The 24268-nt window shown below is 56.2% G+C and carries 25 protein-coding genes, 1 tRNA gene and 1 pseudogene; 7 read left to right on the top strand and 20 right to left on the bottom strand.

Annotated features, from left to right (window positions below; translation table 11 throughout):
* Positions 1-18 precede the first annotated feature (18 nt).
* Positions 19-1248: a hypothetical protein gene (locus AC193Q_RS27415; RefSeq protein ID WP_121184210.1), complete on the bottom strand. Its 1230-nt coding sequence runs from the start codon at positions 1246-1248 to the stop codon at positions 19-21.
* A 36-nt stretch (positions 1249-1284) separates the two neighbouring features.
* Complete coding sequence (locus AC193Q_RS27410; RefSeq protein WP_047292311.1) at positions 1285-1734, bottom strand: YcgN family cysteine cluster protein; 450 nt, start codon at positions 1732-1734, stop codon at positions 1285-1287.
* 165 nt (positions 1735-1899) lie between these two features.
* On the opposite strand from AC193Q_RS27410, the gene AC193Q_RS27405 reads away from it, so the two are divergent.
* Positions 1900-2493: a nitroreductase family protein gene (locus tag AC193Q_RS27405; RefSeq protein WP_095667239.1), complete on the top strand. Its 594-nt coding sequence runs from the start codon at positions 1900-1902 to the stop codon at positions 2491-2493.
* Between the two features lie 81 nt (positions 2494-2574).
* On the opposite strand, the gene AC193Q_RS27400 is transcribed toward AC193Q_RS27405, so the two are convergent.
* The 3 genes from AC193Q_RS27400 to rnd all read right to left on the bottom strand — a co-directional run bounded on the left by AC193Q_RS27400 (position 2575) and on the right by rnd (position 5049).
* Complete coding sequence (locus AC193Q_RS27400; protein WP_041070342.1) at positions 2575-3507, bottom strand: D-2-hydroxyacid dehydrogenase; 933 nt, start codon at positions 3505-3507, stop codon at positions 2575-2577.
* Between the two features lie 118 nt (positions 3508-3625).
* Entirely contained in the window at positions 3626-3919 is a 294-nt protein-coding gene (locus tag AC193Q_RS27395; protein ID WP_003222599.1) for a YcgL domain-containing protein, read from the bottom strand.
* Positions 3916-5049: a ribonuclease D gene (gene rnd, locus AC193Q_RS27390; RefSeq protein ID WP_047292306.1), complete on the bottom strand. Its 1134-nt coding sequence runs from the start codon at positions 5047-5049 to the stop codon at positions 3916-3918. Before rnd ends, AC193Q_RS27395 begins: the two co-directional genes overlap by 4 nt.
* Before the next feature lie 338 nt (positions 5050-5387).
* Between rnd and AC193Q_RS27385 the strand changes: the two genes are divergently transcribed.
* The gene (locus AC193Q_RS27385; RefSeq protein ID WP_483879033.1) at positions 5388-6569 is read left to right on the top strand and encodes a cyanate transporter; all 1182 of its coding nucleotides are present in this window, start codon (positions 5388-5390) and stop codon (positions 6567-6569) included.
* A 200-nt stretch (positions 6570-6769) separates the two neighbouring features.
* Complete coding sequence (locus tag AC193Q_RS27380) at positions 6770-7705, top strand: LysR family transcriptional regulator (protein WP_483879032.1); 936 nt, start codon at positions 6770-6772, stop codon at positions 7703-7705.
* A gap of 3 nt (positions 7706-7708) precedes the next feature.
* Here AC193Q_RS27380 and AC193Q_RS27375 read toward each other — a convergent pair whose 3' ends face one another.
* The 6 genes from AC193Q_RS27375 to AC193Q_RS27350 form a co-directional block, all read right to left on the bottom strand.
* Positions 7709-8074 carry a 5-carboxymethyl-2-hydroxymuconate Delta-isomerase gene (locus tag AC193Q_RS27375; protein ID WP_041070350.1) on the bottom strand — a complete coding sequence of 122 codons (366 nt, stop codon included), beginning with the start codon at positions 8072-8074 and terminating at the stop codon, positions 7709-7711.
* 170 nt (positions 8075-8244) lie between these two features.
* Positions 8245-9165, bottom strand: a complete 921-nt coding sequence (locus AC193Q_RS27370) for a LysR substrate-binding domain-containing protein (RefSeq protein ID WP_041070352.1) — start codon at positions 9163-9165, stop codon at positions 8245-8247.
* 88 nt (positions 9166-9253) lie between these two features.
* A complete protein-coding gene (locus AC193Q_RS27365; RefSeq protein ID WP_483879031.1) occupies positions 9254-11338 on the bottom strand; it encodes a DUF6311 domain-containing protein in 2085 nt (694 codons plus the stop codon).
* On the bottom strand, positions 11335-11721 hold the full coding sequence (locus AC193Q_RS27360; protein WP_095667243.1) for a GtrA family protein: 387 nt from the start codon (positions 11719-11721) through the stop codon (positions 11335-11337). Before AC193Q_RS27360 ends, AC193Q_RS27365 begins: the two co-directional genes overlap by 4 nt.
* Positions 11718-12428, bottom strand: a complete 711-nt coding sequence (locus tag AC193Q_RS27355; RefSeq protein ID WP_047292295.1) for a class I SAM-dependent methyltransferase — start codon at positions 12426-12428, stop codon at positions 11718-11720. The genes AC193Q_RS27360 and AC193Q_RS27355 overlap by 4 nt, the downstream gene beginning before the upstream one ends.
* Before the next feature lie 3 nt (positions 12429-12431).
* Entirely contained in the window at positions 12432-13397 is a 966-nt protein-coding gene (locus AC193Q_RS27350) for a glycosyltransferase family 2 protein (protein WP_483879030.1), read from the bottom strand.
* A gap of 276 nt (positions 13398-13673) precedes the next feature.
* Between AC193Q_RS27350 and AC193Q_RS27345 the strand changes: the two genes are divergently transcribed.
* The 3 genes from AC193Q_RS27345 (at position 13674) to AC193Q_RS27335 (ending at position 15890) form a co-directional block, all read left to right on the top strand.
* Complete coding sequence (locus AC193Q_RS27345) at positions 13674-13865, top strand: YegP family protein (protein ID WP_041070360.1); 192 nt, start codon at positions 13674-13676, stop codon at positions 13863-13865.
* 153 nt (positions 13866-14018) lie between these two features.
* Complete coding sequence (locus tag AC193Q_RS27340; protein ID WP_027614505.1) at positions 14019-14225, top strand: hypothetical protein; 207 nt, start codon at positions 14019-14021, stop codon at positions 14223-14225.
* A 198-nt stretch (positions 14226-14423) separates the two neighbouring features.
* On the top strand, positions 14424-15890 hold the full coding sequence (locus AC193Q_RS27335; RefSeq protein ID WP_483879029.1) for a tyrosine-type recombinase/integrase: 1467 nt from the start codon (positions 14424-14426) through the stop codon (positions 15888-15890).
* 132 nt (positions 15891-16022) lie between these two features.
* Here the strand turns inward: AC193Q_RS27335 and AC193Q_RS27330 are convergent, their stop codons facing one another.
* The 6 genes from AC193Q_RS27330 to AC193Q_RS27305 all read right to left on the bottom strand — a co-directional run bounded on the left by AC193Q_RS27330 (position 16023) and on the right by AC193Q_RS27305 (position 21276).
* On the bottom strand, positions 16023-16727 hold the full coding sequence (locus AC193Q_RS27330; protein WP_459796411.1) for a hypothetical protein: 705 nt from the start codon (positions 16725-16727) through the stop codon (positions 16023-16025).
* 1284 nt (positions 16728-18011) lie between these two features.
* On the bottom strand, positions 18012-18554 hold the full coding sequence (locus AC193Q_RS27325) for a recombinase family protein (protein WP_483879028.1): 543 nt from the start codon (positions 18552-18554) through the stop codon (positions 18012-18014).
* A 217-nt stretch (positions 18555-18771) separates the two neighbouring features.
* A complete protein-coding gene (locus tag AC193Q_RS27320) occupies positions 18772-19566 on the bottom strand; it encodes a short-chain dehydrogenase (RefSeq protein ID WP_483879027.1) in 795 nt (264 codons plus the stop codon).
* A gap of 314 nt (positions 19567-19880) precedes the next feature.
* A complete protein-coding gene (locus AC193Q_RS27315; RefSeq protein WP_483879026.1) occupies positions 19881-20096 on the bottom strand; it encodes a hypothetical protein in 216 nt (71 codons plus the stop codon).
* Between the two features lie 60 nt (positions 20097-20156).
* The gene (locus AC193Q_RS27310; RefSeq protein ID WP_483879025.1) at positions 20157-20999 is read right to left on the bottom strand and encodes a DUF4393 domain-containing protein; all 843 of its coding nucleotides are present in this window, start codon (positions 20997-20999) and stop codon (positions 20157-20159) included.
* Positions 21000-21054: 55 nt separating this feature from the next.
* A complete protein-coding gene (locus AC193Q_RS27305) occupies positions 21055-21276 on the bottom strand; it encodes a helix-turn-helix domain-containing protein (RefSeq protein ID WP_483879024.1) in 222 nt (73 codons plus the stop codon).
* Positions 21277-21391: 115 nt separating this feature from the next.
* Between AC193Q_RS27305 and AC193Q_RS27300 the strand changes: the two genes are divergently transcribed.
* Positions 21392-21700 carry a hypothetical protein gene (locus tag AC193Q_RS27300; RefSeq protein WP_483879023.1) on the top strand — a complete coding sequence of 103 codons (309 nt, stop codon included), beginning with the start codon at positions 21392-21394 and terminating at the stop codon, positions 21698-21700.
* Between the two features lie 480 nt (positions 21701-22180).
* On the opposite strand, the gene AC193Q_RS27295 is transcribed toward AC193Q_RS27300, so the two are convergent.
* The 3 genes and pseudogenes from AC193Q_RS27295 to AC193Q_RS27285 all read right to left on the bottom strand — a co-directional run bounded on the left by AC193Q_RS27295 (position 22181) and on the right by AC193Q_RS27285 (position 24261).
* Positions 22181-23062: a hypothetical protein gene (locus AC193Q_RS27295; RefSeq protein ID WP_483879022.1), complete on the bottom strand. Its 882-nt coding sequence runs from the start codon at positions 23060-23062 to the stop codon at positions 22181-22183.
* Between the two features lie 484 nt (positions 23063-23546).
* Positions 23547-23936: pseudogene (locus tag AC193Q_RS27290) on the bottom strand (tyrosine-type recombinase/integrase); the annotation flags it as partial.
* A gap of 235 nt (positions 23937-24171) precedes the next feature.
* A tRNA-Ser gene (locus AC193Q_RS27285) sits at positions 24172-24261 on the bottom strand.
* Positions 24262-24268 lie beyond the last annotated feature (7 nt).

The following is a 24268-nucleotide window of genomic DNA, read 5'->3' as shown; positions in this document are numbered from 1 at the left end:
GCTGCGATCTTTTGATCTTTACTGGAGTAACACGGTATCGAGGACTTTGGAAGACTCGCCCAGAACACTCTCGGCCAGTTGCACAAACTCCTTGGTACTCACCGCCCCCAGATGCATCGCCCCGCGCAACACATCATCCAGCGAGCGCTTGTTGCGCGTCTTCAGACGAATTTCGCGATCCAGTTCCTGCAACACCATCACCGCTTTTGCAAGCTGCGCCGGGCTGATCTGTTCGCCGCGTAACGTCGTCACCTTCTGACTGTCTCTGGTCAATTTCGCCTGCAGCGCCTGATAACGCTCATCGCTCATGCCACCGGCACGGCGCACCAGTTCGATCGCGTAATACTCGGCAAAGCCTTCACTGATCCAGTCGCTGCGATGTTCATCGTTGATGCGCCCGAACACCTGCGCCAGTTCACGCACCAGCGCACTGCTGCCGCTCTCGCTGACCAGCGGCAAGCGCGTATTCAGATAGATCGATTCATGCGCGCCGAGACTGCCGCGCCACATCGGGTCGTTGGCGCCGACAATCAGCAGTTTTTTCGGATGCCGGGGATAGACCGCTTGCACCTGCGGCCAGACAAACGTCAGCAAGGTCAGCACATCCATGCGGCGCATGCCCTGCCCTTGCGGCGAAGCCACGCTGACTTCGGTTTCGCCCAGGCGCGTGCGGCGGCTGCCGAGGTGACCGGCGAGCATCCAGCCCGTCGGACGGTCGAACAGGCGTGATGGGTTGTCGATGCGAAATGTGTTTTTGCCGATGCGCGGCCAGGCGGTTTCAACGCTTTGCCAGCCATTGGGCAGTTCGAATTGCAGACGTGACACCAGCTCGATGCCATCCTGCTGATCGAGCCGGGCCGGCGGCACCAGATCATCACCGCGCAGTAGCGCCCAGGTCGGGGTCATGCGCGTGTCGAAGCTGCCGCTCTTGCGGCCGTGGCTGATGCTGACGCGGTAAGTCAGGCTGGGCTTGTCGCCGCTCGGACGCCAGAGGCCCCGAGCATGCTTGCCCGGAGACAATTGCCACTGACCATCAGCCTTGAAGTCGCTGTAGTGGCTGCCATCGCCGAGGTCAAAATCGAGGCTGCGTACCGCTTCGCCCTTGGCCACGGTCAGGCGCACTTCGGCCTGATCGCTTTGCGGCAGCAGGCGCACGTGGTAATCCAGATCGACTTTCTTTGCCGCCCACACCGGTGCGCTTAGCGCCAGCAGGGCGATCAGCGATGCCCGCAGCAATCCCCCAGCCATACACACTCCTTGTTCAATCCTGGAAACCCTGGGTACTTATCCGGCGCGGAAAATCAGATGATCTTCCCAGTCATCCTCCGGCACGCTGCCTTCGGCGAGCATGCGTCCGGACTGGGAAATCCGTTCGTGGTGCACAGCGTCACGATCGCCACACACCAAGTGGTGCCACAGCGGCAGATCCTTGCCTTCGCTGACCAGCCGATAACCGCAGGTCGGCGGCAGCCATTTGAAAGCTTCGGCCTGGCCCGGAGTGAGCTGAATGCAGTCCGGGACAAACTTGATGCGGTTCGGGTAGTCGCTGCACTGGCAGGTTTTCAGGTCCAGCAGTTTGCAGGCGATGCGCGTGTAATAGACGCTGTTGTCTTCTTCATCTTCGAGTTTCTGCAGGCAGCACAGACCGCAACCGTCGCACAGCGATTCCCATTCCTCGTGATCCAGTTGATCGAGGGTTTTGCGTTTCCAGAACGGTTCGACTTTGGCGGCCATGGCTCAAGCATCAACATCAGGTGGTGAAAAGGCCGCCAGTCTAGTGCCCAAGGCCTTGCGGGCCAAGCGCTGGCGACTGTCGGTAAATCGCGCTTGTCAGCCGAATCGCCGCCCAGTAGGGTTTTGCCACGAATTCATGACGCAAACACAGCAAGGAATCTTTTGATGAGTGCCAACCCTCGCGTTGCCGATTACGCCATTCACCCGCAGTTCACCGAGCGCTGGTCGCCCCGCGCCTTCACCGGCGAAGCGATCCCGGAAGAAACCCTGCTGAGTTTTTTCGAAGCCGCACGCTGGGCGCCTTCGGCGTACAACTCGCAGCCGTGGCGTTTTCTGTATGCGCGTCGTGATACGCCGAACTGGGAGCGCTTCCTGGGGCTGCTGAATGAATTCAACCGCAGCTGGGCGCAACACGCGTCGGCGCTGGTGATCGTGATTTCGAAAACCACCTTCACCGCCCCCGGTGCCAGCGAAGAGACCCCGGCGCTGTGGCACACCTTCGACACCGGTTCGGCCTGGGGCCACCTGGCGCTGCAAGCGAGCATCAGCGGCTGGCACACCCACGGCATGGCCGGTTTCGATCAGGAGCTGACCCGCAAGGAGCTGAATATTCCGCAAGGTTATGCGCTGCACGCGGCGGTCGCTGTCGGCAAGCTGGGTGACAAGGCGACCTTGGCCGAGTACCTGCAGGCCCGTGAAGAGCCGAGCCCGCGTCGCCCGCTGAGCGAGCTGGCTGCAGAAGGCAACTTCACCCTTTAAACGCAAAAGATCGCAGCCTTCGGCAGCTCCTACAGGGATCAATGTAGGAGCTGCCGAAGGCTGCGATCTTTTGATTACACCTCAGTAACCGCGGTTGAAATCCACTTCCCCGCGCAACGCTTCTCCCGCCTGATACGCCTTCAGGTTCTCGACGAACAACTGCACCATCAACGCCGGCGACGTCGGCGCCGAGCTGTGTCCAGTCAGCAGCAGGCCCCAGGCAGTCCAGAACGGATGGCGCTGCGGCAACGGCTCCTGACGGCAAACGTCGATCACCGCACCGGCCAGATGCCCTTCCTTCAAGGCTTCGACCAGATCGGCATCCACCACCGCCACGCCGCGTCCGACGTTGATGAACAACCCGGTCGGCTTGAACTGCTTGAACAGCGCCGCATCGTAGATATCGTGGGTGTGCGCGGTGTTCGGCAGCAGGTTGACCACGTAATCGACCGCGCCCACCAGCCGTGGCAGATCGGCCATCGAACCGACTTCGATGAACGGCGCCTGCTCACGCGCACTGCTGGCAATGCCGTACAACTCGACGCCAAACGGCAGCAGGAACTGCGCCACGCTCTGACCGATATCGCCGGTCCCGACGATCAGCACCTTGCGCCCGACCAGACTCTGGCCGGTGCGGTTATCCCACTTGCGCTCGACCTGGCTCACGAGGCGCGCGAGCACTTCCCGTTCGTGACCGAGCATGTAGGTCAGTACGTACTCGGCCATGACCTGACCGAAGATTCCCACTGCGCGGGTCAGGCGGTAATCGCGGCGCAGACCATCAGCGAGCAGCGGCGTGATGCCGGCCCAGGTCGATTGCAGCCATTGCGGCTGGTGGCCCTGACGCAGCAGGGTCGCCAACAGGTCCGGCTGCCCCAGCCACACCGGGCAATCGGCAGCCTGACGCGCCAGTTCGGCAGAGTCGCCACTGGTCAGGACTTCAAGTTCGGGGGCCATCTGGCGCAGCAGCCGGGCGTACACCGCGTGGTCGTGTTCAGCAATCAGAACGCGCATCTTCAAACCTTTCGCAAACCGTGCAGGCAACCGCCGAAAGAGCGGTGCTCCTTCGTGGCGGTCGTCGCCGTAAAATCAGTTCCAGGGTGGCAAGAGGCCCAGAACAGGGCCTCGCAGATCAGACCGGGTCGTTGCGTCGCAGCAACTCTTCGGGCAGGTGTTCGATGTACTCGTCCTCGGCCGGTGGCATCTGCAGGTGATAGCCCTGCTTGTCGAGGTTTTCCAGAACCACGGTGATGTCCTCGCGCGCCAGTGTGCGCTCGGGGGTCAGTACCAGGTCAAAGGAATGCTTCGCCTTGCCGAAGGCCGCCATCAGCGCCTCGGGCACGCGCTCAAGCGCATCGCTCTTGAGCACATAAAGATACATCCCGGGTTTCTTCGAACTTTGGTAAATGGAGCAAATACGTTTCAAGGCTGTTCTCCGGCGGTGGCCAGGCTGTCGAGCAGCTTCTGGCCCATGAGTTCGCGGCGCCAGCCACGCAGCGACTCAGGCAATTGATAAGGGCCCTCGGGGAAGCCGCTTTTGACCAGCGCTTCGAGGGTTTTCTTGCGCAGCATCAGTTCCGGCGCGATGCCCAGACGCTCGGCTTCGACCTGGCCGAGGGCGCGCAGTTGCTTGATCAGCGCAGCGGCTTCGACCGGCAATGGCTCCGGCACCGCCGGCGGCCATTGATCAGGCCCCACACTGCCAGAGCGCTTGATCAGATCAAGCAGAAACTGGCCGTCCTGACGCACGGTACGCGGGTGCATGTCTTCGATCTTGCCCAGAGCGGCGAGGTTGTCCGGTTGCGTGCGGGCCAGCGGCCACAGCGAGTGTTCACGGACGATGCGGTTGCGCGGCAGATCACGGGCGCGGGCTTCTTTTTCACGCCAGGCGCACAACTCACGCAGCACCGCCAGTTGCGCACGAGACAGTTTCCACGCCAGCTTGGCTTCGCGATAGACCTCGTACGGGTCGGTTTCACGGCGCAGGTTAGCCACCAGTTCGGCGCCGTCCTCCAGCACCCAGGCGAATTTGTCGTCAGACAGTTTCGGCCGCAGCTGTACGAAAACTTCCGCCAGATGCACTGCATCTTCGGCGGCGTAGCTGATCTGCGTGTCGGACAGCGGACGCTGCAACCAGTCGGAACGGGTCTCGCCCTTCGGCAGCTCGATACCGAGTACCTCCTGCACCAGCCGCGAATAGCCCATCGAGAACCCGAGGTTCAGATAGGCCGCGGCCAATTGAGTGTCGAACAGCGGCGCCGGCAAGCTGCCAGTCAGACGCAACAGCACTTCGAGGTCTTCGCTGCAGGCGTGCAAGACTTTGAGCACCGCCGGGTTTTCCAGCAGAGCCGCCAGCGGTTGCCAGGCGTCGATGGTCAGCGGATCAATCAGGCAGGCGCGTTTGCCGTCACCGACCTGCAGCAAACCGGCAATCGGGTAGAAGGTGTCGACCCGCATGAATTCGGTGTCGAGGGCAACGAACGGCAGTTGCTGCCACTCGGCGCAAAGCTGCGCGAGGCTTTCGTTGTCGCGAATCCAGTGAATATCGATGGCCACACGGCTCTCCCTTGAAGAATGGCGCGCAGTATATATCGCCGCCGGCGTTTTACGCGCCTGCGCAGGACCAGAGCTGTAACGAAATATCCCGCCAGAGATAAAGAATAGTCTGACAGCGAGATCAACAAGATGAATCCGAACCTCACCCTGTAAGAGCTGCCGCCGGCTGCGATCTTTTGATTTTGTTTTTCAAGATCAAGATCAAAAGATCGCAGCCTGCGGCAGCTCCTACACGGGGAGAGTGATATTTAGTTTTTAAATAGTACCGAGGAAATCTGATTTGCCGGTAAGTGCGCCGCACCGCCTAATCAGCAGCCTCCGCAATCCAGAGTCTGCCGATGGAAAACCTCCACACCACCACCCGCCCCGCTGTCTGGCTGATGTTCGGGATCATCCTCGTCGCGCTGAATCTGCGCCCGTCCATGGCCGCCGTCGGTCCCTTGCTGTCGGCCATACGCGGCGACATTGCACTGAGTTTCAGCCTGGCTTCGCTGCTGACCATGCTGCCGGTGATGGCGATGGGACTGGCGATGTTTTTTGGTATTGGCATCAGTCGACGTTTGGGCGAGCAACGCGCGGTGATCCTGTCGCTGCTGATTATCGGACTGGCGACGCTGTCGCGGCTGTGGCTCGATTCGGCGCCGCCGTTGATTGGCAGCGCGGTGCTGGCGGGGATTGGCATTGCCTTGATTCAAGCCTTGATGCCGGTGCTGATCAAGTCACGCTTCCCCGACCATGTGGCGCTGTGCATGGGCCTGTATGTTACGTCGATCATGGGCGGCGCCGCCCTGGCCGCCTCGTTGTCGCCGCTGGTGCTGGTGCAGTCCGGCAGCTGGCGTACCGGGCTGGCGATCTGGGCGGCACTTTCTTTGCTCGCGTTGCTGGTCTGGTGGACGCAGTCGCCCTCGTCATCCATCCAGAACACAGCTGCAGGAAAAGAATCCTTCGCGCGTAATACCCGTGCCTGGCTGCTTGCCATCTTTTTCGGCCTCGGTACGGCGTCCTACACCTGCGTACTCGCCTGGCTGGCGCCGTACTACGTGGAACAAGGCTGGAGCGAACAGGATGCCGGGCTACTACTGGGTTTTCTGACCGCCATGGAGGTGATTTCCGGGCTGCTGACGCCGGCCATTGCCAACCGCAGCCGTGATCGCCGTACAGTCCTCGCAGCGTTGCTGCTGTTGATCATCGGCGGGTTCTGCGGACTGATCCTCAGCCCGCAACACCCCAGCCTGCTGTGGCCGTGCCTGTTGGGGCTGGGCATTGGCGGCTTGTTTCCGATGAGCCTGATCGTCTCGCTCGATCACCTCGACAACCCGCAGCGCGCCGGCGGCCTGACCGCATTCGTGCAAGGTATCGGCTACTTGATCGCCGGGCTTTCGCCGCTGCTGGCCGGAATGATCCGCGACCGGCTCGGCAGCTTCGAATGGGCCTGGTGGTCGCTGACTGCGGTAATGGTGGTGATGTTGCTGATCGTGCTGCGTTTCGACCCTCGGCAATACGCCCGACACATCCGCTGAAGCCAGATACCATCGCCGGGGTAGAGGCTTCTTGCCATCTTTTTGCGGTTTATCTGGCGACGTCGTGTTGCTAAAACTTTCTGTCCCACAACTGACATTGAATCGTCCTACAAGGCTTTGTCCTGGCACCATCGTTCCGTTACGATCATGCGCACACGTTTGCGCGGATTCAGCGCAAGGAGCACAGCGAGACGGAACGGATGCTGAACAGTAACTTGCTTCGAAAGCTCGACATGCAGGACCTCATGGTGTTTATCGCCGTGTATGAGCAAAGCAGCGTCACGGATGTCTCGGAGACGCTGTGCGTCAGCCAGTCCACTGTCAGCTACTGCCTGAAAAAATTGCGCACCAGTTTCGAAGACGATCTGTTCATCAACACCCGCACAGGCATGCGCCCCACCTACAAAGCCGGCACCATGTACGGCCATGTGCAGAAAATTCTCGAAAGCATCAACCTGTGCCACGCCGGTGCCCCGGCCTTCGACCCGACCCACCAAGCGAAAACCTTCAACATCTGCGCGCCGGAATACTTCGAGCAACTGGTGTTGCCGCGCCTGTTGAAGCGTTTCGACTTCGACGATTTGCCGGTGGTGGTCAACATGCACAAATTCGAGACCGACGTACCCGCCGACGAACTGCGCGAAGGCAGCCTCGATCTGGTCATCTGTTTCGGCCCCAACTTCCACCGCAGCCACACCGACCTCAAGTCGCGAATGCTGCTGGAAGACGATCTGGTCTGCGTCTTCGACAAACGCGCCACGCCGCCGGAACCGCGCCTGAGCCTGCAGGCCTTCACCGAGCGGCGTCATGTGTTCCCGACTCCTTGGACGTCCACCACCAACATGGTTGATGGCTGGCTGGCGCGCCAGGCGCAGAAACGGCAGATCGTTGCGCGCTCAAACAGCTACAGCGCGGCGCTGAAAATGATCACCGGCACCGACTTCATCCTCACCCTGCCCCGGCGCATCCAGCGTCTGCTGACCAACGACGCGGTGTTCAATCACTGCGAAGCGCCGAACGGCCTGCCAGGGTTCACCCTCGACATGCAGTGGAGCCAGAACGCCGATCAGGACAGCGCCAACGTCTGGCTGCGCGAGCAGGTCATCAAGGTCTGCAATGAGCTGGAAGCGGCCTGAGTCCTACACGCCGATGGCGGTCTTGGTGTAGGAATCGCGGTCGATATCGAGCAACTCCACACAGAGCTGCACTTCAACCCCGGCCGGCCACTCGCACAGATCCTGCAACACCGCCAACAGACTTTCCGAGAGCTGCTTCTTGATTTGCGGCGAACGACCGCTGAGCAGCGCCAGCTTCACGTGGACAAAGGCGCGTTCGCCCATGCCGGTGCCCACCTTGAAAGTCTCGACCTTCACCGCCCGGCTTTTGATATCGAACTCCGCCGCGAACTGACCGGAACCCACCAGCGTGTTGTTGAGCCGGATCAACGCCACATCCGCGTTCAATTGCGGCAGGTTGGCGGTGTATTCCATGTGCAGATGTGGCATGGGGTGCTCCAGTCAGTCGGCAGAAAGGTCGTACATATACCACAGCATTGCCCTGCTCCCGTGCGGGTTTTTGCCTGCTCGCGATGAGGACATCTCAGTCAAATCAATATTGTCTGATACTGCGCTTTCGCGAGCAGGCTCGCTCCCACAAGGGAGATTTGTGGTGGAATTCAGGGCGCGGTCAGTGGCCGTTCGCTCATGAATGCCTCAAGCCGCGAACGCAGCCAGCGTTCGGCCGGATCGCTGTCGACATGGCTGAGCCAGACCATCGACAGATCCAGCATCGGGGTCTTGAACGGGAACGGTTCTTTGAACAATCGACCAGAAGCCGCCATGGCTTCGGCGGTGTAGTCCGGCAGGCTGGCGATCAGGTCGGTACCGGCGAGCAACGCCGGCAGCGCACTGTATTGCGGCACCGACAACACCACATGCCGGGTGCGACCGATTTCCGCCAGCCACTCATCGGCATAGCCGCTGATGTTGGCCGTGTGCGACACCAGTACGTGTGGGCGTGAACAGTATTCGTCGAGGGTCAGCGGCGAATCCGAGGCGTCGGCACGCAGGATGCTCGGCTGGATATGCCGCAGCAGCTTGCGTTTGGCATTGGCCGGCAAGCCACGGGTCTGGCTGATGCCGACGGTAATGTCGCCGGCCGCCAGCAGATCGGGAATGCGCCAGTAGTCGACGTGTTGCACCACGAACACCACGCTCGGTGCCTCCTGGCGCAATGCCCGCAACAGCGGCGGCAACAGGCCGAACTCGACATCATCGGACAGGCCGATCCGGAACGTCATGTTGCTCACCGCGGGGTCGAAGTCGTGGGTCAGGCTCAGCGCCACCGACAGCGAGTCGAGCGCCGGCGACAGATACCTGAACAACTCTTCGGCGCGGGCGGTCGGTTCCATGCGATGGCCGACGCGGATGAACAGCGGGTCATTGAACATCGCGCGCAAGCGATTGAGGGCCGAGCTGATGGTCGGCTGGCCGAGAAACAGCTTCTCTGCCGCCCGGGTGACGTTGCGTTCGAGCATCAAGGTCTCGAACACCACCATCAGGTTGATGTCGGCCTTGCGTAATTCATTTCGATTCATCCATTGCCCCCGATCCCCAGACTGCTGGCAGTGTATGAAGTCCTTGGGATCGGCGTCTATCAGACGATTGGCGGTTTGTTCGACAATTTCACTGCACCGTCAGGGTTTGCAATCCCAGCCCCATGACTCGCGCATCGTCATTGAAACCGAGTTTTTTCGGGCTGACCGCATCTGGCAGATGCAGCTGGACATTCAGATACTCCTCGGCGACCTGCGCCGCGCTGAGCGGAATTTCCAGCCGATTGCCCTGCACCTGGGTCAGACGCGTCGACAGCGCCTCGACGCCATTGATGCTGACGATCACCCGCTGACTGAGGTTCGGCGGCATGGCAAACGCCAGCGCCTCAATCACCAGCGCATGCGACCCGGGGGCCACGCGCAGCAGCAGTTGCGCATCCTGTCCGTCACTCCAGGTGCCCCAGGCTTCCGGTGTGGACCAGCCTTTGACCAGTTGCCGAGTGCTGCGGTTGAACGTCTGCACCAGCCCCGGCTGGCTCAAGGGTATCGCCGACAGCGCACGCCCCTGATCGACCATCGCCAGACAGTCATTACAGTGTTTCCAGCCCGGGGCCAGCACGACAAAGTCGTCGACGCGGGTTAACAGATCGGTTTCGCTGTGGATGCTCTTGACCGCCAACTCCAGCGCGTCGTCATCGAGGATGTACAGCGAATCGCTGTCGTACTGGCCGCTGGCGAGTTGGCTTTGCGTCGTGAGCAACAGCTTGTCCAGCGCCTTGGGGCTCGTACGCCCTAGGTAAGCCGCGTCGGTTTCCAGCCCATGGGTGGCGGCGAAATCGGCAATCGCCTGCCATTGGTCCGGTTGATTTTTCGGCATCACGGCACGGATGCTCTTGTAGTGCGCCGCCGCACTGGCCCAGAACGGATCATGCATCGGGCTGGCCCAGGCCGACGCTTCGGGCAGCATTTTCGCTGCTCTCAAACCTGCCCAGGCAATCCGGGTGTCAGTGACTTGCACCATTAACGCCAGCGCCAGCAGCCCCATGGCGACTCGCGTTCGATAGCCGCGCACCACCAGATAAGTCAGCAATATCACGATGGCGTAAAACACCGGCCAGAACATCCGACCCGAGGCACGAAAAATACTCGCTGCACGCAGCACGAATTCTGGCAGCGGATAGCTGAACGTCTGCAGGCCGAATCCGATCTGGTTCGACAGCGCGAACAGCGTTAATCCGATCAACGCCAACAACAAGAACGGGCGACTGCACAACAAAGCCTTCAACGAGATACCACTTTTGTACCAGCCGATAGCGGCCAGCGGCAGCAGCAACAGGACACCCAGCCCCAGGTAGTTGAAACCTTCGTAATCGCCTGCGCCCTTGGGGATGCCCGGCAAGACAAATGACCAACCGTCTGGATCCACCAGCGACAACAAGTTCATTCGATAAAAGCCGAAACCGCCGCCCGCCGCGCCATCGGTAATACTGAAATAACCCGCCTGCCAGCAGCACACGCTCACCAGCGCGAACAAGCCGCCCAGCTCGATAAAGACCTGACGGCGCGTCAGCTTGCCAGCCCACAACTTGCCAAACAGATCCGCGACCCAGATCAGCGCCACCATGCCCAACAGGTAAGCGTGAACCAATGCCGTCACGGCGAGCAATGCTGCCCACGCCAAACGTCGGCGCTCGAGTGCCGGGTGGAGTGCCAGATACAACGCCGCGAGAATCAGGAAGTGCCCGACCAGCGAAAGATGTCCACCGGTACGCAGAAACATCGGCGGCGAAAACACCAGGAGCCCTGTGCCGAGCAGGCGCAACACGGGGTTGTCGGTGATCAGTCCGAGCAGCTTCCAGGCAAACCAGGCCTGCAGAACGAAACACAGCAACAACCACATGCCGAAGTACTGGAATGTTTCCGGCAGCCACGCATCGAACGGCTTGAACAGCAACGCCAGCAGCGGATTGGAATCGGAAAAAATGATCGCACTGCCCAACTCCATTCCATAGGACGGATTCAGCCCGAGCGGAAAGGACCATGGAGAATGGCGGAAGAACACCCAGCCCAGGTAATGCGTCGCCGGGTCGCCGTCCTTGAGCCAGGCAATGTTTTGCGGATCAAGGGCACGCGGGCCGATTACCAGAAAAAACGCCAGCGCTCCCAGCAGGAGCGGCAACAGCGCCAAGGCCGGATGCTTGTTCAAGCCTTTCATCGATACGTCCAGAAATTGTGCAGCACAAAGGTGAACGCCGGAATGATCAGCGCCACGGCACCGATGCCCAGCAAATAGTGCAGTCCAGCCAATTGCGCTGCCCACGCAACGAACATCGCCAGCAAGAACCCGCCGAAGGACACCAGCATGAACCGCACCAATGTTCTGCCATGCAGCCGCGCGGAGAAACTCCAGGTGGTGTTGATCACGTAGGACACCACCGTCGCCACAGCGAATGCCACACCGTTGGCCAACGGCGGTTGCGGGGCCACGAAGTTGATGAACAGCACCGCCACCAGCGCATGCAGCGCGGTGACGAACAGCCCGGTCACGGCAAAGCGCAAACCGCGCTGGATCAACGCCGATCGGTCGGCTGAAGTCACGGTTTGCACGCCAGCACAAACACGCTCAGACCAGCCAGACGGTTCATCCGCATCAGCGGCAGTTCAAGGCGGCAGAGGGTCTTGAGCACGCCGTTGACCAACGGATGATGACGCTTGAGTTGAGACTGCGGCGCGGCGGCCTGCGGGCCTTGGGGCAGCAAACGCAAGACCGCCGCGATCGGAAACACCGCGCCGAAATAGTAGGCACCGCGCTGCACAGTCAAGCCGGCGTCACGGGCCAGGGCTTCAAACTGCGCCAGGGTGTAGCGGCGTTTGTGTTCGAGAAAATCATCATGCCCGCTCCAGAGGAACTGGAACGCCGGCACCGTCATCAGAAAACGGCTGCCGGACGGCACTTTATCGACGTAAGCCTTGAGCAGGCCGAGGTCGTCGTCGACATGCTCCAGCACGTCCATCAGCAGCACCAGGTCCGCGTCGACGGCTTCGATATCGCGACGATAATGCACCGGTTTGCCGGCAGTGCTTGCATCAGAATCGGCGGGGTAGCTGATATCGACGCACCACGCCTCCTGCGCCGAGGTTTGGGTCAACAGATGATGCGAAAAAAAACCCGATCCGGCGCCCACGTCGAGAATCCGCGTGATCGGTGCCTCACCGAGCAGACGACGCGTTGCCGCCGCTTTGGAGCAGTAATACCAATGCTCGCCGATGCTGTCGCCGAGGATGTCGGTTTCCTTGAGATCCATGTATCAGTCCTTGGGGTCATAGACGCGACGCACCAGAAAAACCGGCCGGCGTTTGGATTCGATGTAAGTGCGCCCCAGGTACTCGCCGAGTACGCCGATGCCGATCAACTGCAGGCCACCGAGGAACGTCACGGCTACCATCAACGAGGCATAACCGGGCATGTCGATGCCGTGGATCAGTGTGCGCAGCACAATAAAAATGGCGAAGGCAAACGATACCAGCGACACGGCCGCGCCAATGTAAGTCCAGATTCGCAGCGGTTCGGTACTGAAACTGGTGATGCCCTCCAGGGCAAAATTCCACAGCCGCCAGCCGTTGAACTTGCTCTGCCCGGCCACGCGTTCGGGCCGCTCGTAATCCACATGGGTGGTGCGAAACCCCACCCAGGCAAACAGGCCCTTCATGAAGCGCCGGGACTCGGGCAAGGTCAGCAAGGCGTCGACCACGCAACGGTCCATCAGACGGAAATCACCGACGTTTTCCGGCAGCGGTTGCTCGGCAATCTTGTTGTGCAGGCGATAGAACCAGTGGGCGGAAGTCTGCTTGGCCCAGGTGTCGCTGCGGCGACTGATGCGATGGCCGAGCACGACTTCATAGCCTTCGCGCCAGCGCTCGATCATTTGCAGAATGACTTCGGGCGGGTCCTGCAGGTCGGCATCGATGGGGACAATGATCTGCCCGGTGGCGATCTGCAGGCCAGCGGACAAGGCGGCCTCCTTGCCGAAATTGCGGCTCAGGTCGACGATGCGCAAACGCGCGTCGTGCTGCTGACGTTCCAGCAGCCCCTCAAGCGTGGCATCGGTACTGCCGTCATTGACGAACAACAGTTCCAGAGCAATCGAGGTCTGGTGCCGGAAGACTTCATCAATGCGCCGAATGAACGCGTCGAGACTGTCCTCCTCGTTAAAAACCGGGACAACCAGCGATAACGTGACCCGTGTGGCCTGTGCTGTTCCATGCTCAGTCAAGGGAATGCTCTTTTTATAGTGTTTGTCGGTCGTCGAAACATTTTCAACGCCATGAGCCGTCCCGTATTAAGCAGTAGCGCCGTTAGCCTTGCAAGGCGCAATTGGCGACATTCCGGCCAATCCAGACGCCATTGCGCACGCTCTAGTCCGCACTCCTCAGAAACATCTGCCAACGATTGGAAACAAATGCCCGATAGCGAAAAAAACTCGCTCCGCTAGGCTTGCGTCGATGCGACACACAGGTTGTCGCAAACACCATCGCAAGGAGCGAACTGAATGTATTTCGAGATCTACAGGCAATCCCGAGGCACCCCGAGCACCGGCAAAGGCCAATGGCGCTGGCGGCTGCGGGCGGGAAACCACGAGACGGTTGCCAGTGGCGAGTCCTACGTGAACAAGGCTGACTGTTTACACGTGATCGAGTTGATCAAGGGTGTGCAGAGCGATACGCCGGTGAAGGAGATCTGACTCCGCGATTGGCAGAGCGCCACGTCCTACAGCCTCTTCCTTTTTTGCCTGAAGCGCTGGCGAAGCACTTCCGCGCCCCTACGCTCTCCAGCGTGGGGGGCGATCCAGCCCTGTTCCGCCATTTGACGTTCAACTCAAAAAAGGAGCCGCACCATGGCTAGAGACAAAGCGAAAGACGACAAGCACTTCAATTGCACCCAAACACACGAAGCCGACTACGTCGCCAGCCTCTATCCGCACGCCAAGGACGAAGTGAAGACCTTCCTGGCCTCGGCTTGCAAGGACAACACCCTGCGTAACTCGACACACAAGGAAGTGTATGACTTGATCAAGCAGAAGCTGGGGCATCCGCAGCCGTGAGGAGCTGAGGCGGGGTCTCTAAAACCTGCAGAAACAAAAAAGCCCCGTAGCTCTTCAGCTACGGGGCTTTTTCTGTGTAATGGCGGAGAGATAGGGACTCACCATTCGCAACCACGAGCCCCAACAAACGCCGTATTCACTGGCTTTCCCGGCGATTTTACGTAGACTCCTTACGTAGAATTAGTGGAGCAAGTCACGATGCCTAAGGCCAACAATCTCGAACTTCAGGGTGGCACCTACCACGTCAGAATGGATATCCCCAAGGACGTGCGAGAGGCTTTCGGTGGTCGTCGTATTCTGTCGCTGTCGCTGAAAACTGGCTCGCGAGAAGAGGCAATGTTCCGTCGCCTGCCCATCCTGCACGCTTGGAAGAGCCAGATAAAAGCCATACGCGAAGGCAGACTGCTTGGCGATGGCTGGCAAGAGAATGTGTCTCAGATTGTGGAGGATCTGGATACGCTAACACTCGGCCAGAAGCGAGCACTTGTGGGTGAGCCTGCTCCCCCTCTCCCCTACATTGATCCCGCTCTTCAAGCCAAACTGATGAATAGCCCCCGCTTTATGGCAGCAGTGAAAATGCTTGTGGGTGATCGGCTTCAGAGAGGCCTTGAGGGCCGTATAGAAATTCAGGATGAACTGAACGCAGGCATGAAGGAGCTGCTGAAAAAACGTCTTAGCAATGAATACAGACTCACCACTGAGCAGGGCCAAGAACTGGAAACACTGGTGAAAGATCCGGCTGCTCTCAAAGCTCGCTCCCCGATTACGAAAGCTCGACTTGCCTCATTCCGCACCTACAGGCTTGAGCATCACGTCGCACTCAAGACGGTGAATCAGCAGGAGTCGAAGCTGTTGAGTCTGTCGGAGCATCTGCAAACGATTGGCACCAAGCTCGACTTTGATTCGGTGAGTGCTTGGCTACAGGGCATGAAACTCAGTTCGAAGACCAAGCAACAGTACCTGCTCGCTGGTAGTCAGTTTTGGCAGTGGGCAATGACGCATGAGCCACAGTGGCGACAGACCTTCAAAGGGCATGTGAACCCATTCGAAAAACATTCCCTACCCTCCCTTAAGGGCAAGGCCAAGCTTGACGCGAAACGGAAGGCTTTCACCGTTGAGGAAGTCGGCACCCTGTACAAAGCAGCTAAGGAACAGAATCTCGGCGCGCTACCAGACTTGATCTTGCTGGGTGGGTATACCGGCGCTCGCATTGAGGAACTGTGCCAGCTTCGCAAGGAACATCTGATTACCGTAGACGGGGTGACGATGTTCGATATCGTGGATTCGAAAACCGTTGCAGGTATTCGACAAGTGCCAGTTCATCCCAAACTGATAACGCTGGTGGATCGACTCAGCGAATCATCTACGGATGGCTATCTGGTGCCTACCGGCAGCAATAACAAATACGGGACTCGGTCGGATGCGCTGAGCAAGGCGTTTGGTAGGCTGAAAACAACCTTGGGCTTTGATCGCACCCGCGTATTCCATTCGATCAGGGCGACGGTTATCACATCACTGGTGAGGGCAGACGTACCTGACAGGCTGATCAAGGAGCTAGTAGGTCACGAAACTGGAACGGTGACGTTCGATGTGTATTCGAATGGATCATCACCGAAACAGAAGTTCGACGCCGTCGCGAAGCTGCCCACCATCCCAACTTTTTAAACGTCAGCGTGCGCTGACAACGTGGGGGGGGGGGCAAAATCAAGGAATGGCTCCCCCCCTTATACAGCTACGCTATTGCAGCAAGGCCGGTAGCGAAAACACGTCAGGCCGTGCTCACATGTTCGCCGGGCATCAATCTAACTTTGGCGGCTCGGACTCATGGCCAAGCATGGGATTCTCGGCACCAGACTCTAACTGCTCGGCCCTTGCTTGTGATTTCCAAGCTAAGCCCGTCAATTCCTTGATCGCCTCTACAATCGGCTTTGCACCTTCGCCGAGCTTGCCCAATGCCACGCCAGCATCTCCCATCAAGGAGTAGAACACCGCTAGGTCGGACATTTTCTTGTGCAACTCCGCCTGCATCTTCTCTAGGCGTTTAAGGAGTCGTTGCTTGTGCCCCTGATCGAGTTCGGTGTTAGCTGACACCATCTCCCGCAGCTGATTTATCAACTGTTGAATACGTTTTAAATCACCATCAGTAAACTCGTAACCAAACCCGTTTGCCAGCGTAATGGAGAATCGACTTTTCATGCTTTCCAGCCTCTGGGCAGACGACTGGCCAACCATCTCACCCTGAACGTCGCTCAGGAAGGTTCGGAGCTTGTTGCAGATTTGGCCCATGTTCCCATCAAGGCTGGGCGCCATTACCAGATGAGAAATCAAATCTTGTTCTTCAAGACTCAGAATCAATGCAGCGGACTCCAACATCAATCCATGCAGCTCTTGCGTCCAGTCAGCAGTGTTCTCGACTTCTTCCAGTACATAGTGACAAACAGCCGCGACACCATCCAAAGGGTTATCGCGAACGGCTTGAATTAGATGATCAGGAATACTCATACACAATCCATGTCAGCAGAATAGGAGGCATCACTCTGCCACATCGCCCTAAGAAGGAGGTAGGACGTGTCGGCACATTATGGTTTCTTGGCCAAATGCTTGACGTGATGGCCCGCAAACCGAAAAGTAGTGAGCATTTCCGCCCACTGAAACGAGCACTGATCGCGTCCTCTATATAGAAGGATTTTTGTGAAAGGGTTCGCTTGCGCAAAAAAGACGTATGCCCAGAAATAAGTGACGAAGGCTCAACGCCAGCGGATTGACTGCTTTCTCACTTTCGTTACACAGGGTTATCCACAGGCAGTACGTTGCAACACCCGCCTAAAACGCACTATCTTGTGGTCGCCTCCCTACGAAACCCTACATGTTGGGGTTTAAGCCTCCTCGGACTCTCATCTCGTGAGAAAGCTCTTTTATCGGAGGGAAGGAGTTCGCCTCGAAATACCCTTTTGAGGGCCTCTTCAGGGCCTCTCAAGGGGCTATAGGAGCGTTTTTGACGTCAAAGGCGAATGACAAGGCGGTCAGGCACAGAAAATTGCTCTAAATGCACTAGAGGGGCTTGCAGGCTTTTTTTGAAATCGATTATGATGCAGCCAGACGCACAAAACCGCCCAACGGGGCGGTTCTGTTGAAAGATGTCTGCGAGTAGCCGCGTTTCAGTCCGCAAAAACGATACGTGACCACTCGCATCCCCTTTGACATGCGTTTGCACGGCTAAAGAGAAGGTCGCTATTTAATCTAATTGACGCCACTGCGTCAATTAGTGATTGATCAGTGGTCGCCTCTGGATACGTGCGCTGTACCTAACACCTCACGTAAATTAGAGGCTAATGCCATGCAAAATCCAAACAGCTACACCCGCAGTGTAACGCGTGAAAAGACCGTGCACGTCCGTCAATACCAACGCTTCCGCAATGGGGCGTGGGAAGATGTGTGCCAACACCTTCGTAGCCTACCTCGGTAAGCTCTAGCGACAAGCCACCAAGCTTGCGCTGATTTGGTGGTTCTCCCCGCAATATCTCCCAAACCTGGCCCCGCCAAAATTCACTGAGCACTCTCGCTCAGCTTCTGCGTTTCCGTCTGAAAAATAAGATTGGCTCGGTCTTGCCTGCGCTGTTAAACGACCTGCGACAGGGGCTTATCCAAACACTGGAAAAGTAGAAATAATCTAACGCCCTGTATCGCCCTCAGACGCTGTCGGAGGTGAGCAATATCAGAGACTATCCACGACTGGAGAATCAACGAAGCCCACTCAAGGCGGGCTGATAGGCTGTCTCAGCAAGGTTAGTTCTTCATGGCACGTTGCACGGTGCTCAGACTAACACCAAGAGCCTTTGCTACCTTACGGAACGATGCGCCCTCTTCTGCCATTGCCTTGCGAATGGCCTCGTCATCCACCGTCTTCACACGCCCTTTATAGACGCCTGCTGCCTTGGCCTTCTGGATGCCTTCTGCCTGACGTTCACGGATCAATGCACGCTCAAACTGCGCGACGCTGCCCAACAGGCCCAGCATGAGTTCCTGCATAGGGCTGGCTTCGCCAGTGAAGTGAAGACCTTCCTTGTGGAACTGCACCGCCACCCCCTTGGCAATCATTCCTTTCACCAGAGACAGCAAGTCTTCTAATGAGCGAGCCAGGCGGTCGATACTGTGGACGTGGAGAACATCACCCTTGCGGATGTGACGAAGCATTGCCTGTAGCTCAGGGCGGTCTGTTGTCGCTCCTGAAACCCTGTCGGTGAACACTTCATCTAGTGCAACCCCGTCCAACTGACGATCTGTATTCTGGTCAGCCGATGAAACCCGTACATAGCCAATGTTCGCCATATTCCCGCCCTCTGTATTCATTTGGCTCTAGAGGCTGGCATTATGAGTGTATTCGAAATTCGAAATAAACCCTATTGAATACAGATTCTGTATTCACCGATAGATGGTCACTAGGGTGTACCTATAGGAGTACGCCCTAATCGCAGCAGCGTAACGCCCCCAATGGATAGGGATTAAGTACGCTCGTTTAGGTTAGAAGCGTCTTTTTGGCGTCGAACTATTTTGATTTCATCTGATCAAATTTGCTCAAGAACTTACTTACGTCCTGAGTTTTCTTTTGCTTCTCAGACTCTAATATTTTCTGATCAAGAATGAGTTCAATGCTAATTTTCAGCAATGGGAAAAACTCTAGACAGTCAGCCTCTGAAAGTTCATGGACTCCACTGCTCATCACGCCGTAAATCTTGTGATGATCAACCAGAAAGCTTGGTAGATGATCTTTTAATAGCTTCACTCGGTCTTGCATTCGGCCGTTGCTGTAAGCGACCTCATCCCACCCGGGCTCTTTCGAAGCAATTACCTGTGCATCCTTTATCAATGACTCAAAGATACGCCTCAGATAAACTAAGGAGCCGGCACCTATTCCGTGAGCTGCAAGACCAATTGCTTTAGTGAATCCTTTAAATTCTTCAGCCCCTAAAACCTTAGAATATTTTTTGACATCGAACAAGTTAGACTCCGCAGTAGACGGGTACTGCCCAATCTTCTGTATGCCAGAGTGCTGGTTTGTCCTAAAGGTGTAAATGCTCACATGACTTTTATTTCTTGAGCAATTAGAATATATATTAAAAAAACGAGCTCCATACCAGTTTTCATCATGAATCCAAGGGGCTTTGATGCTGCTTTCGCAATTGGAAACTGTATGTGACTTGCACTGGGGGCAGTACGCATCCAAATGCCCGGCGTACAGCAGCAGAGCAGACACATTCTCAATATCATCCTTACTTACTTGAAACTCTTTGTACAAAGGAACCTTGAGACAAAACTCCTCGGGCGAGGGAAAACCAGCCATTTCGCTACTCCATGCACAATTAAACTAAAAATCACAATTGGCTTTCATTTTACTACATTAAAGTCATGTGAGCACAAGTGATATTTACTTAAAAAGACAACAGCCCCCCCCTTATCAAACAGCTTCAATAAATCGTGAGGTTTGGCTTTCTCGATAACGAATGCCTACTGGGACAGCCTTTCAGCTGACAGACGCCGCTCGGGGACACTCATCCTTCGCAGAGAGCGTCTTGTTCGCGATCTCCCTCAGGATGCACACCTTAGCAGTGATGATGATCGAGATGGCCGCTGCCGGAGCCTACTGCAGTGATCAGGCTATTGTCGGAGCTTGAAAATACCAGCGGTGATTGCTGATGCATTCACATCGAGAGTCTGCAAAGCGGTGACGGCGTTCTCATGGATTTCACTGGAACCATTGGCCCTAACCCAAAGGGCCACTTCTTCAATCGCTGCTGCAAGTGCGTGCTGGTTGTGCAGCAGGAGGGTTAGTACGTCTGCGGTTGCTACATGGGCTTCTGTATTGTCTGGCATGGCTCGCTCCTTGAAGGTGTGAGAGAGCCAAGCTCCCCCACGATGATACTATTTACTTGGTCAATTTCCGTCCATGCTTGCACCTAATACGCATACATCTCCGAACTGCCGACCTAGATTGGTTAGATGGACGGCGCGCCGCTCCAAAGAAAAAAACTTGCCCCATTCTTTTTCAATCAGCGTTTTGTATGCAGCTATCTTAGAGCTACTCTCCAGCTCCGAATAAATCGTCGCATCCGTATAAGCCCAATCCTCTCGTATTTCGATCAAGCCGAGCCGACATAGGTTGTCTATATAAGACGGTGTAAAATCAGGGAGATCAATGCAGGCATTTTCGCCAAGCAATGACACGTTTACTGCGATGTCCCAAGATCCATCACTTTTCTCTGTATCCGAAGCCTTCACCGTGACGATAGGAAATGCTTCATCGGGATCGAGAAATGATCGTATTAGTTTGGCTTCGTCTGATGTCAATTGCTTGATAAATTCAACAAAGGCTGGATGAGCGCCGCTGGCAACTTTTTGATTCATTGCCGTAGCTAAGAGATTTGCATACATATCAGCTAATGATGCTTCATGGCCCGAATACCGCAGAGCTTCAATAGCTGGGCCAGCGACGTTTGGCTTGGGCGTTATGATGTCTTCAGCAGGAATATCTTTGAGGCGGTCTGCAACCTTGGTATCGATGAACGTCTGAAACTGTTCGTAACCCCAAACCAGGCCGCTAACTGGTGCGAGAGCCAGGTTCACAGCCTTACAAACTGTTTCCAGTGTCTTTCCAATCTGCTTCGCGGCCGGCTGAAGCATGTCATCGTAAATGGGGATAGCCTTCACTAATCCCGTAGCGGCCTCTATGGCGCCCTTAACAGAGTTGCTGCCTTCACCACCCTTTTCCTCGCTCATGCACCGTTCCTTGAATATCGTCGAATGATTAAAGATGTGTGATATTTCGGTGGGATCAAAGCCCTTGTAATAGCTCCGATAGCGACATCCCCAACCCCTCAGCAAGCACCTTGGCCGCGTCTAGGCTGGGGTTAGCGGTGCCCGTCTCAATTCGTGACATGTACGTTCGAACGAACCCGCACCGATCAGCAAAAGCTTCCTGACTGAAGCCCTGACTGGTACGTAGTTCTCGAATTCGTTGGCCGAAGCCCTTTCTTAGATTCTGATTTGGCTGCATGCCCGAATGATGGTCGGAGGTGCACCAATCGTGAACACACCAACTGATGACACACCAATTGATACATTGGTATCCTCACCACTCGCCCACCTTGTACTTGACAGGGATGCCCCCCATGAACGAAAAACTGTTTGTACTGACTACCCAGAAGAAGAAAACGAATCACATTCTGCACGTGATCATGACAGTGCTGACCGGAGGTCTTTGGCTGATCGTGTGGCTCGTTGTTGCTTCGAGCAATCAAGGCCACAACAAGAAACTCGACAAACAAATCAATCAGATCATGCACTACAAGGCACAAGGTCTGAACGACACCGATACTTACAAGCAGATCAAGAGTGACCAATTAAACTCTGATGTGCTTCAAGGTCGGGTTATGTTCGTGATTCTGGTGGTGGTATTTCTGTACTTCTACCTTCGGTAGTTTTTGCATACGTACAGCGGAGCTTCGAGCATGATACTTTTCCAGCTCCGCTGAAGTGTATTCGCACCAAAGTCTTTGCACCGAAAACGTCAGTTTTCAACTGTACTCAGCTCCGGCGTGACCGCCGACAATTCCCTCGGATGTACTTCAGTAACAAATAAAGATCACACAAATCCAGCTCTTTTCTTGTGATTTTGATCTTGCTCTTCTCTGTTGGTGCAGAAATGAATACGAACGTATTCGTTAGTATCCCGTCAGCGGATGCTGACAACTCACCTTCGGTGCAGCAGAGCAAGAGCGTTGATGTGAGTTGATACTATATTTATTTATTGGTGTGTTGATCCAGAATCGGGACGATACGACATTTGTTATGGAACTGGTTATCCCACTCAGACGTTACCGTCTGGGGAGTATCGTGGGGGGCATCACCCGCCCACCCACTGTGTATATATGGTGGGCGTGAGTGGGTGATTCTTCCTATCAGTATCCTGCTGCTGAAATGGCGAGCTCAACTTCTGGATAATGATCAGGGTGCAACCAGCCTTGTCCTTCGCAGTAATCCAAAAATGCATCACTTCCTTTTGGCTCGGGATGATGGAGCTTGATCACTGAAAGGCTCACGCCGGGAACATCCGGAGTGCCTGCGAGTTGGTTAACCTGGTCCAACGCGCGCTCCTGTAGTCGTCCAACAGGCTCCTTAGAAAACCCTTTGACTGCCAGCTTGAGGATGTGCTGACGTGCTGCAAATCTTTGCTTTCTCCTGGCCATTGCAAGATCAACGCCTTCTTCGACATGCTGTATTCCTGACACCCTCATGAACTCATCTACAGCCTCTTGAATGGCATCTTGCAGATTCGAAGCGCATTGCGTGATTACCGTATTCGACTCGACTGGATTGTCTGCATTGATCCAGTCCATAACAAAAATGGCAGACTGTCCTTCTGCTTCTGCACGGTCACGAATCCGCTCCCTCACTCGTTTGAGTTGGTCGGCGGTGCATCGCCCTTTGTACTTACTTTTCTCAGCATCCCATTCACTACCGTAGCATTCGTGCATCACGGCTCGAAACTGGTAGTCCTTGATTCCGCTGCCACGGATCGCTATTGGATAGCACCGAGCGACTGCAAGCTCGAAGGGGGATGTTGGTAGCTTTTTGTCTACAGGCACGCCCTTGATGGCTTGGCGAACGTAATGCTCGGTTTCGCCTGTTGCTTCAATAATCTTCCGGCGGGACATTCCGGTTCTATGGAGTGCGATAACTTTTTCTTTGCGAGGATCAAGGACAGTCGGCGCCTTGGAGGAGGCGTCATCATTTGCAGCATGGGCGGCGAGGGTCAAATTTAGAACGAATGGGTGCTGCATTGTGGGGTTCTCCTGTTCAGTTCAATGTCATAGGCATTCCTCTCGGGTATTGCCGGTTGTTTTGGTTAAATACCGCCCACAAAAAAGCCCCATCTAAAACGCTGTAATAACAGTGTTCGCGTGAGGCTCTTCGAGGTGTCGGTCTGTCCATCGAGACAGTTGATGCACTCTACAGGATTTCGAAAAAATGTCCATCTTTTTTGATGATGGGCATTGACATATAGAAAATTGTAAGTTTGGAGATTTACACTGTCCTTCAATGTAACGCAGTCAACCGGGTTAGTAACTGAAACCATTTTCCGGTGTGACATATGGCCTTTGCTTGATTGGAACTCCCATTTGGCCCCGTAAACACGGGGTGAAGCTGATGGGGGTGATTAAAGTGTGACGAAAGTGGGGCGCGTTTCTTTGGGGTTTTCGAGGGTTTTGACGAGGTTTTCGAGGCAGCCAATACCGCGTGCATCATGGCTGCCCGTTCGCTCGATTAGTCGATCAGGTGCAACACATCTTTGACATTCAGATGGGAGTACCTGGCTACAGATCGAGTGTCCCTGTGGCCCGAGACGATCATGATCTGTGCGTTGTTGAATCCCTTTTTCGCCACGTTGGTGATTCGGGTGTGCCTGAGTTGGTGCAGCCTGACGCTGCTATCAAGTCCAGCCTTCACACGCGCGAGTCGCACGGCCTGCGACACGGCATGTGGGGTTACGGTGAAAATCATGCCATTTGGGTGGCGTCCCAAGGTGGCCATCAACTGGGCAAGTTCAAGAATCTCAACGGCTCGGCGGGTTAGGGGAACTGATCGTGTTCCGTTCTTTCCATCGATCACGTCGGCAATACGGTCTTTGAGGTGCAGGCAGTCTTTCGTCAGTTTGCACGCAAAGGATATGGCAGAGGCGATCCGATTTAGCGCTCTAGCGAGATAGAGCCTCACAACCTTACAGACGCGCTGAAGGCGATCAGGCTACACAGGCACAACAAGAAGTGAAAACGCGCCACAGGAGCGCTCAGAAGGGCTTTTAACAGCAGGTATTTTACGTAGAAACGTTACGTAGAATCCTAAAATGCAAAAAGCCCCGAGACTTTAATCTACGGGGCTTTTCAAATAATGGCGGAGAGATAGGGATTCGAACCCTAGGTACCGGTGAAGGTACAACGGATTTCGAATCCGTCCCATTCGGCCACTCTGGCATCTCTCCAACGGCG

The sequence above is a fragment of the Pseudomonas sp. F2 genome, from assembly GCF_057174385.1.
This window is presented reverse-complemented; position numbering and strand designations above follow the sequence as displayed.

Coding starts and splice junctions, on each gene's coding strand:
- AC193Q_RS27385 (WP_483879033.1), top strand. CDS start 5,388: ATGGAAAACCTCCACACCACCACCCGCCCCGCTGTCTGGCTGATGTTC.
- AC193Q_RS27335 (WP_483879029.1), top strand. CDS start 14,424: ATGCCTAAGGCCAACAATCTCGAACTTCAGGGTGGCACCTACCACGTC.
- AC193Q_RS27370 (WP_041070352.1), bottom strand. CDS start 9,165: ATGAATCGAAATGAATTACGCAAGGCCGACATCAACCTGATGGTGGTG.
- AC193Q_RS27295 (WP_483879022.1), bottom strand. CDS start 23,062: ATGCAGCACCCATTCGTTCTAAATTTGACCCTCGCCGCCCATGCTGCA.
- AC193Q_RS27320 (WP_483879027.1), bottom strand. CDS start 19,566: ATGGCTGGTTTTCCCTCGCCCGAGGAGTTTTGTCTCAAGGTTCCTTTG.
- AC193Q_RS27375 (WP_041070350.1), bottom strand. CDS start 8,074: ATGCCACATCTGCACATGGAATACACCGCCAACCTGCCGCAATTGAAC.
- AC193Q_RS27355 (WP_047292295.1), bottom strand. CDS start 12,428: ATGGATCTCAAGGAAACCGACATCCTCGGCGACAGCATCGGCGAGCAT.
- AC193Q_RS27345 (WP_041070360.1), top strand. CDS start 13,674: ATGTATTTCGAGATCTACAGGCAATCCCGAGGCACCCCGAGCACCGGC.
- AC193Q_RS27300 (WP_483879023.1), top strand. CDS start 21,392: ATGAACGAAAAACTGTTTGTACTGACTACCCAGAAGAAGAAAACGAAT.
- AC193Q_RS27365 (WP_483879031.1), bottom strand. CDS start 11,338: ATGAAAGGCTTGAACAAGCATCCGGCCTTGGCGCTGTTGCCGCTCCTG.
- AC193Q_RS27310 (WP_483879025.1), bottom strand. CDS start 20,999: ATGAGCGAGGAAAAGGGTGGTGAAGGCAGCAACTCTGTTAAGGGCGCC.
- AC193Q_RS27415 (WP_121184210.1), bottom strand. CDS start 1,248: ATGGCTGGGGGATTGCTGCGGGCATCGCTGATCGCCCTGCTGGCGCTA.
- AC193Q_RS27410 (WP_047292311.1), bottom strand. CDS start 1,734: ATGGCCGCCAAAGTCGAACCGTTCTGGAAACGCAAAACCCTCGATCAA.
- AC193Q_RS27400 (WP_041070342.1), bottom strand. CDS start 3,507: ATGCGCGTTCTGATTGCTGAACACGACCACGCGGTGTACGCCCGGCTG.
- AC193Q_RS27340 (WP_027614505.1), top strand. CDS start 14,019: ATGGCTAGAGACAAAGCGAAAGACGACAAGCACTTCAATTGCACCCAA.
- AC193Q_RS27330 (WP_459796411.1), bottom strand. CDS start 16,727: ATGAGTATTCCTGATCATCTAATTCAAGCCGTTCGCGATAACCCTTTG.
- AC193Q_RS27405 (WP_095667239.1), top strand. CDS start 1,900: ATGAGTGCCAACCCTCGCGTTGCCGATTACGCCATTCACCCGCAGTTC.
- AC193Q_RS27380 (WP_483879032.1), top strand. CDS start 6,770: ATGCTGAACAGTAACTTGCTTCGAAAGCTCGACATGCAGGACCTCATG.
- AC193Q_RS27325 (WP_483879028.1), bottom strand. CDS start 18,554: ATGGCGAACATTGGCTATGTACGGGTTTCATCGGCTGACCAGAATACA.
- AC193Q_RS27305 (WP_483879024.1), bottom strand. CDS start 21,276: ATGCAGCCAAATCAGAATCTAAGAAAGGGCTTCGGCCAACGAATTCGA.
- AC193Q_RS27315 (WP_483879026.1), bottom strand. CDS start 20,096: ATGCCAGACAATACAGAAGCCCATGTAGCAACCGCAGACGTACTAACC.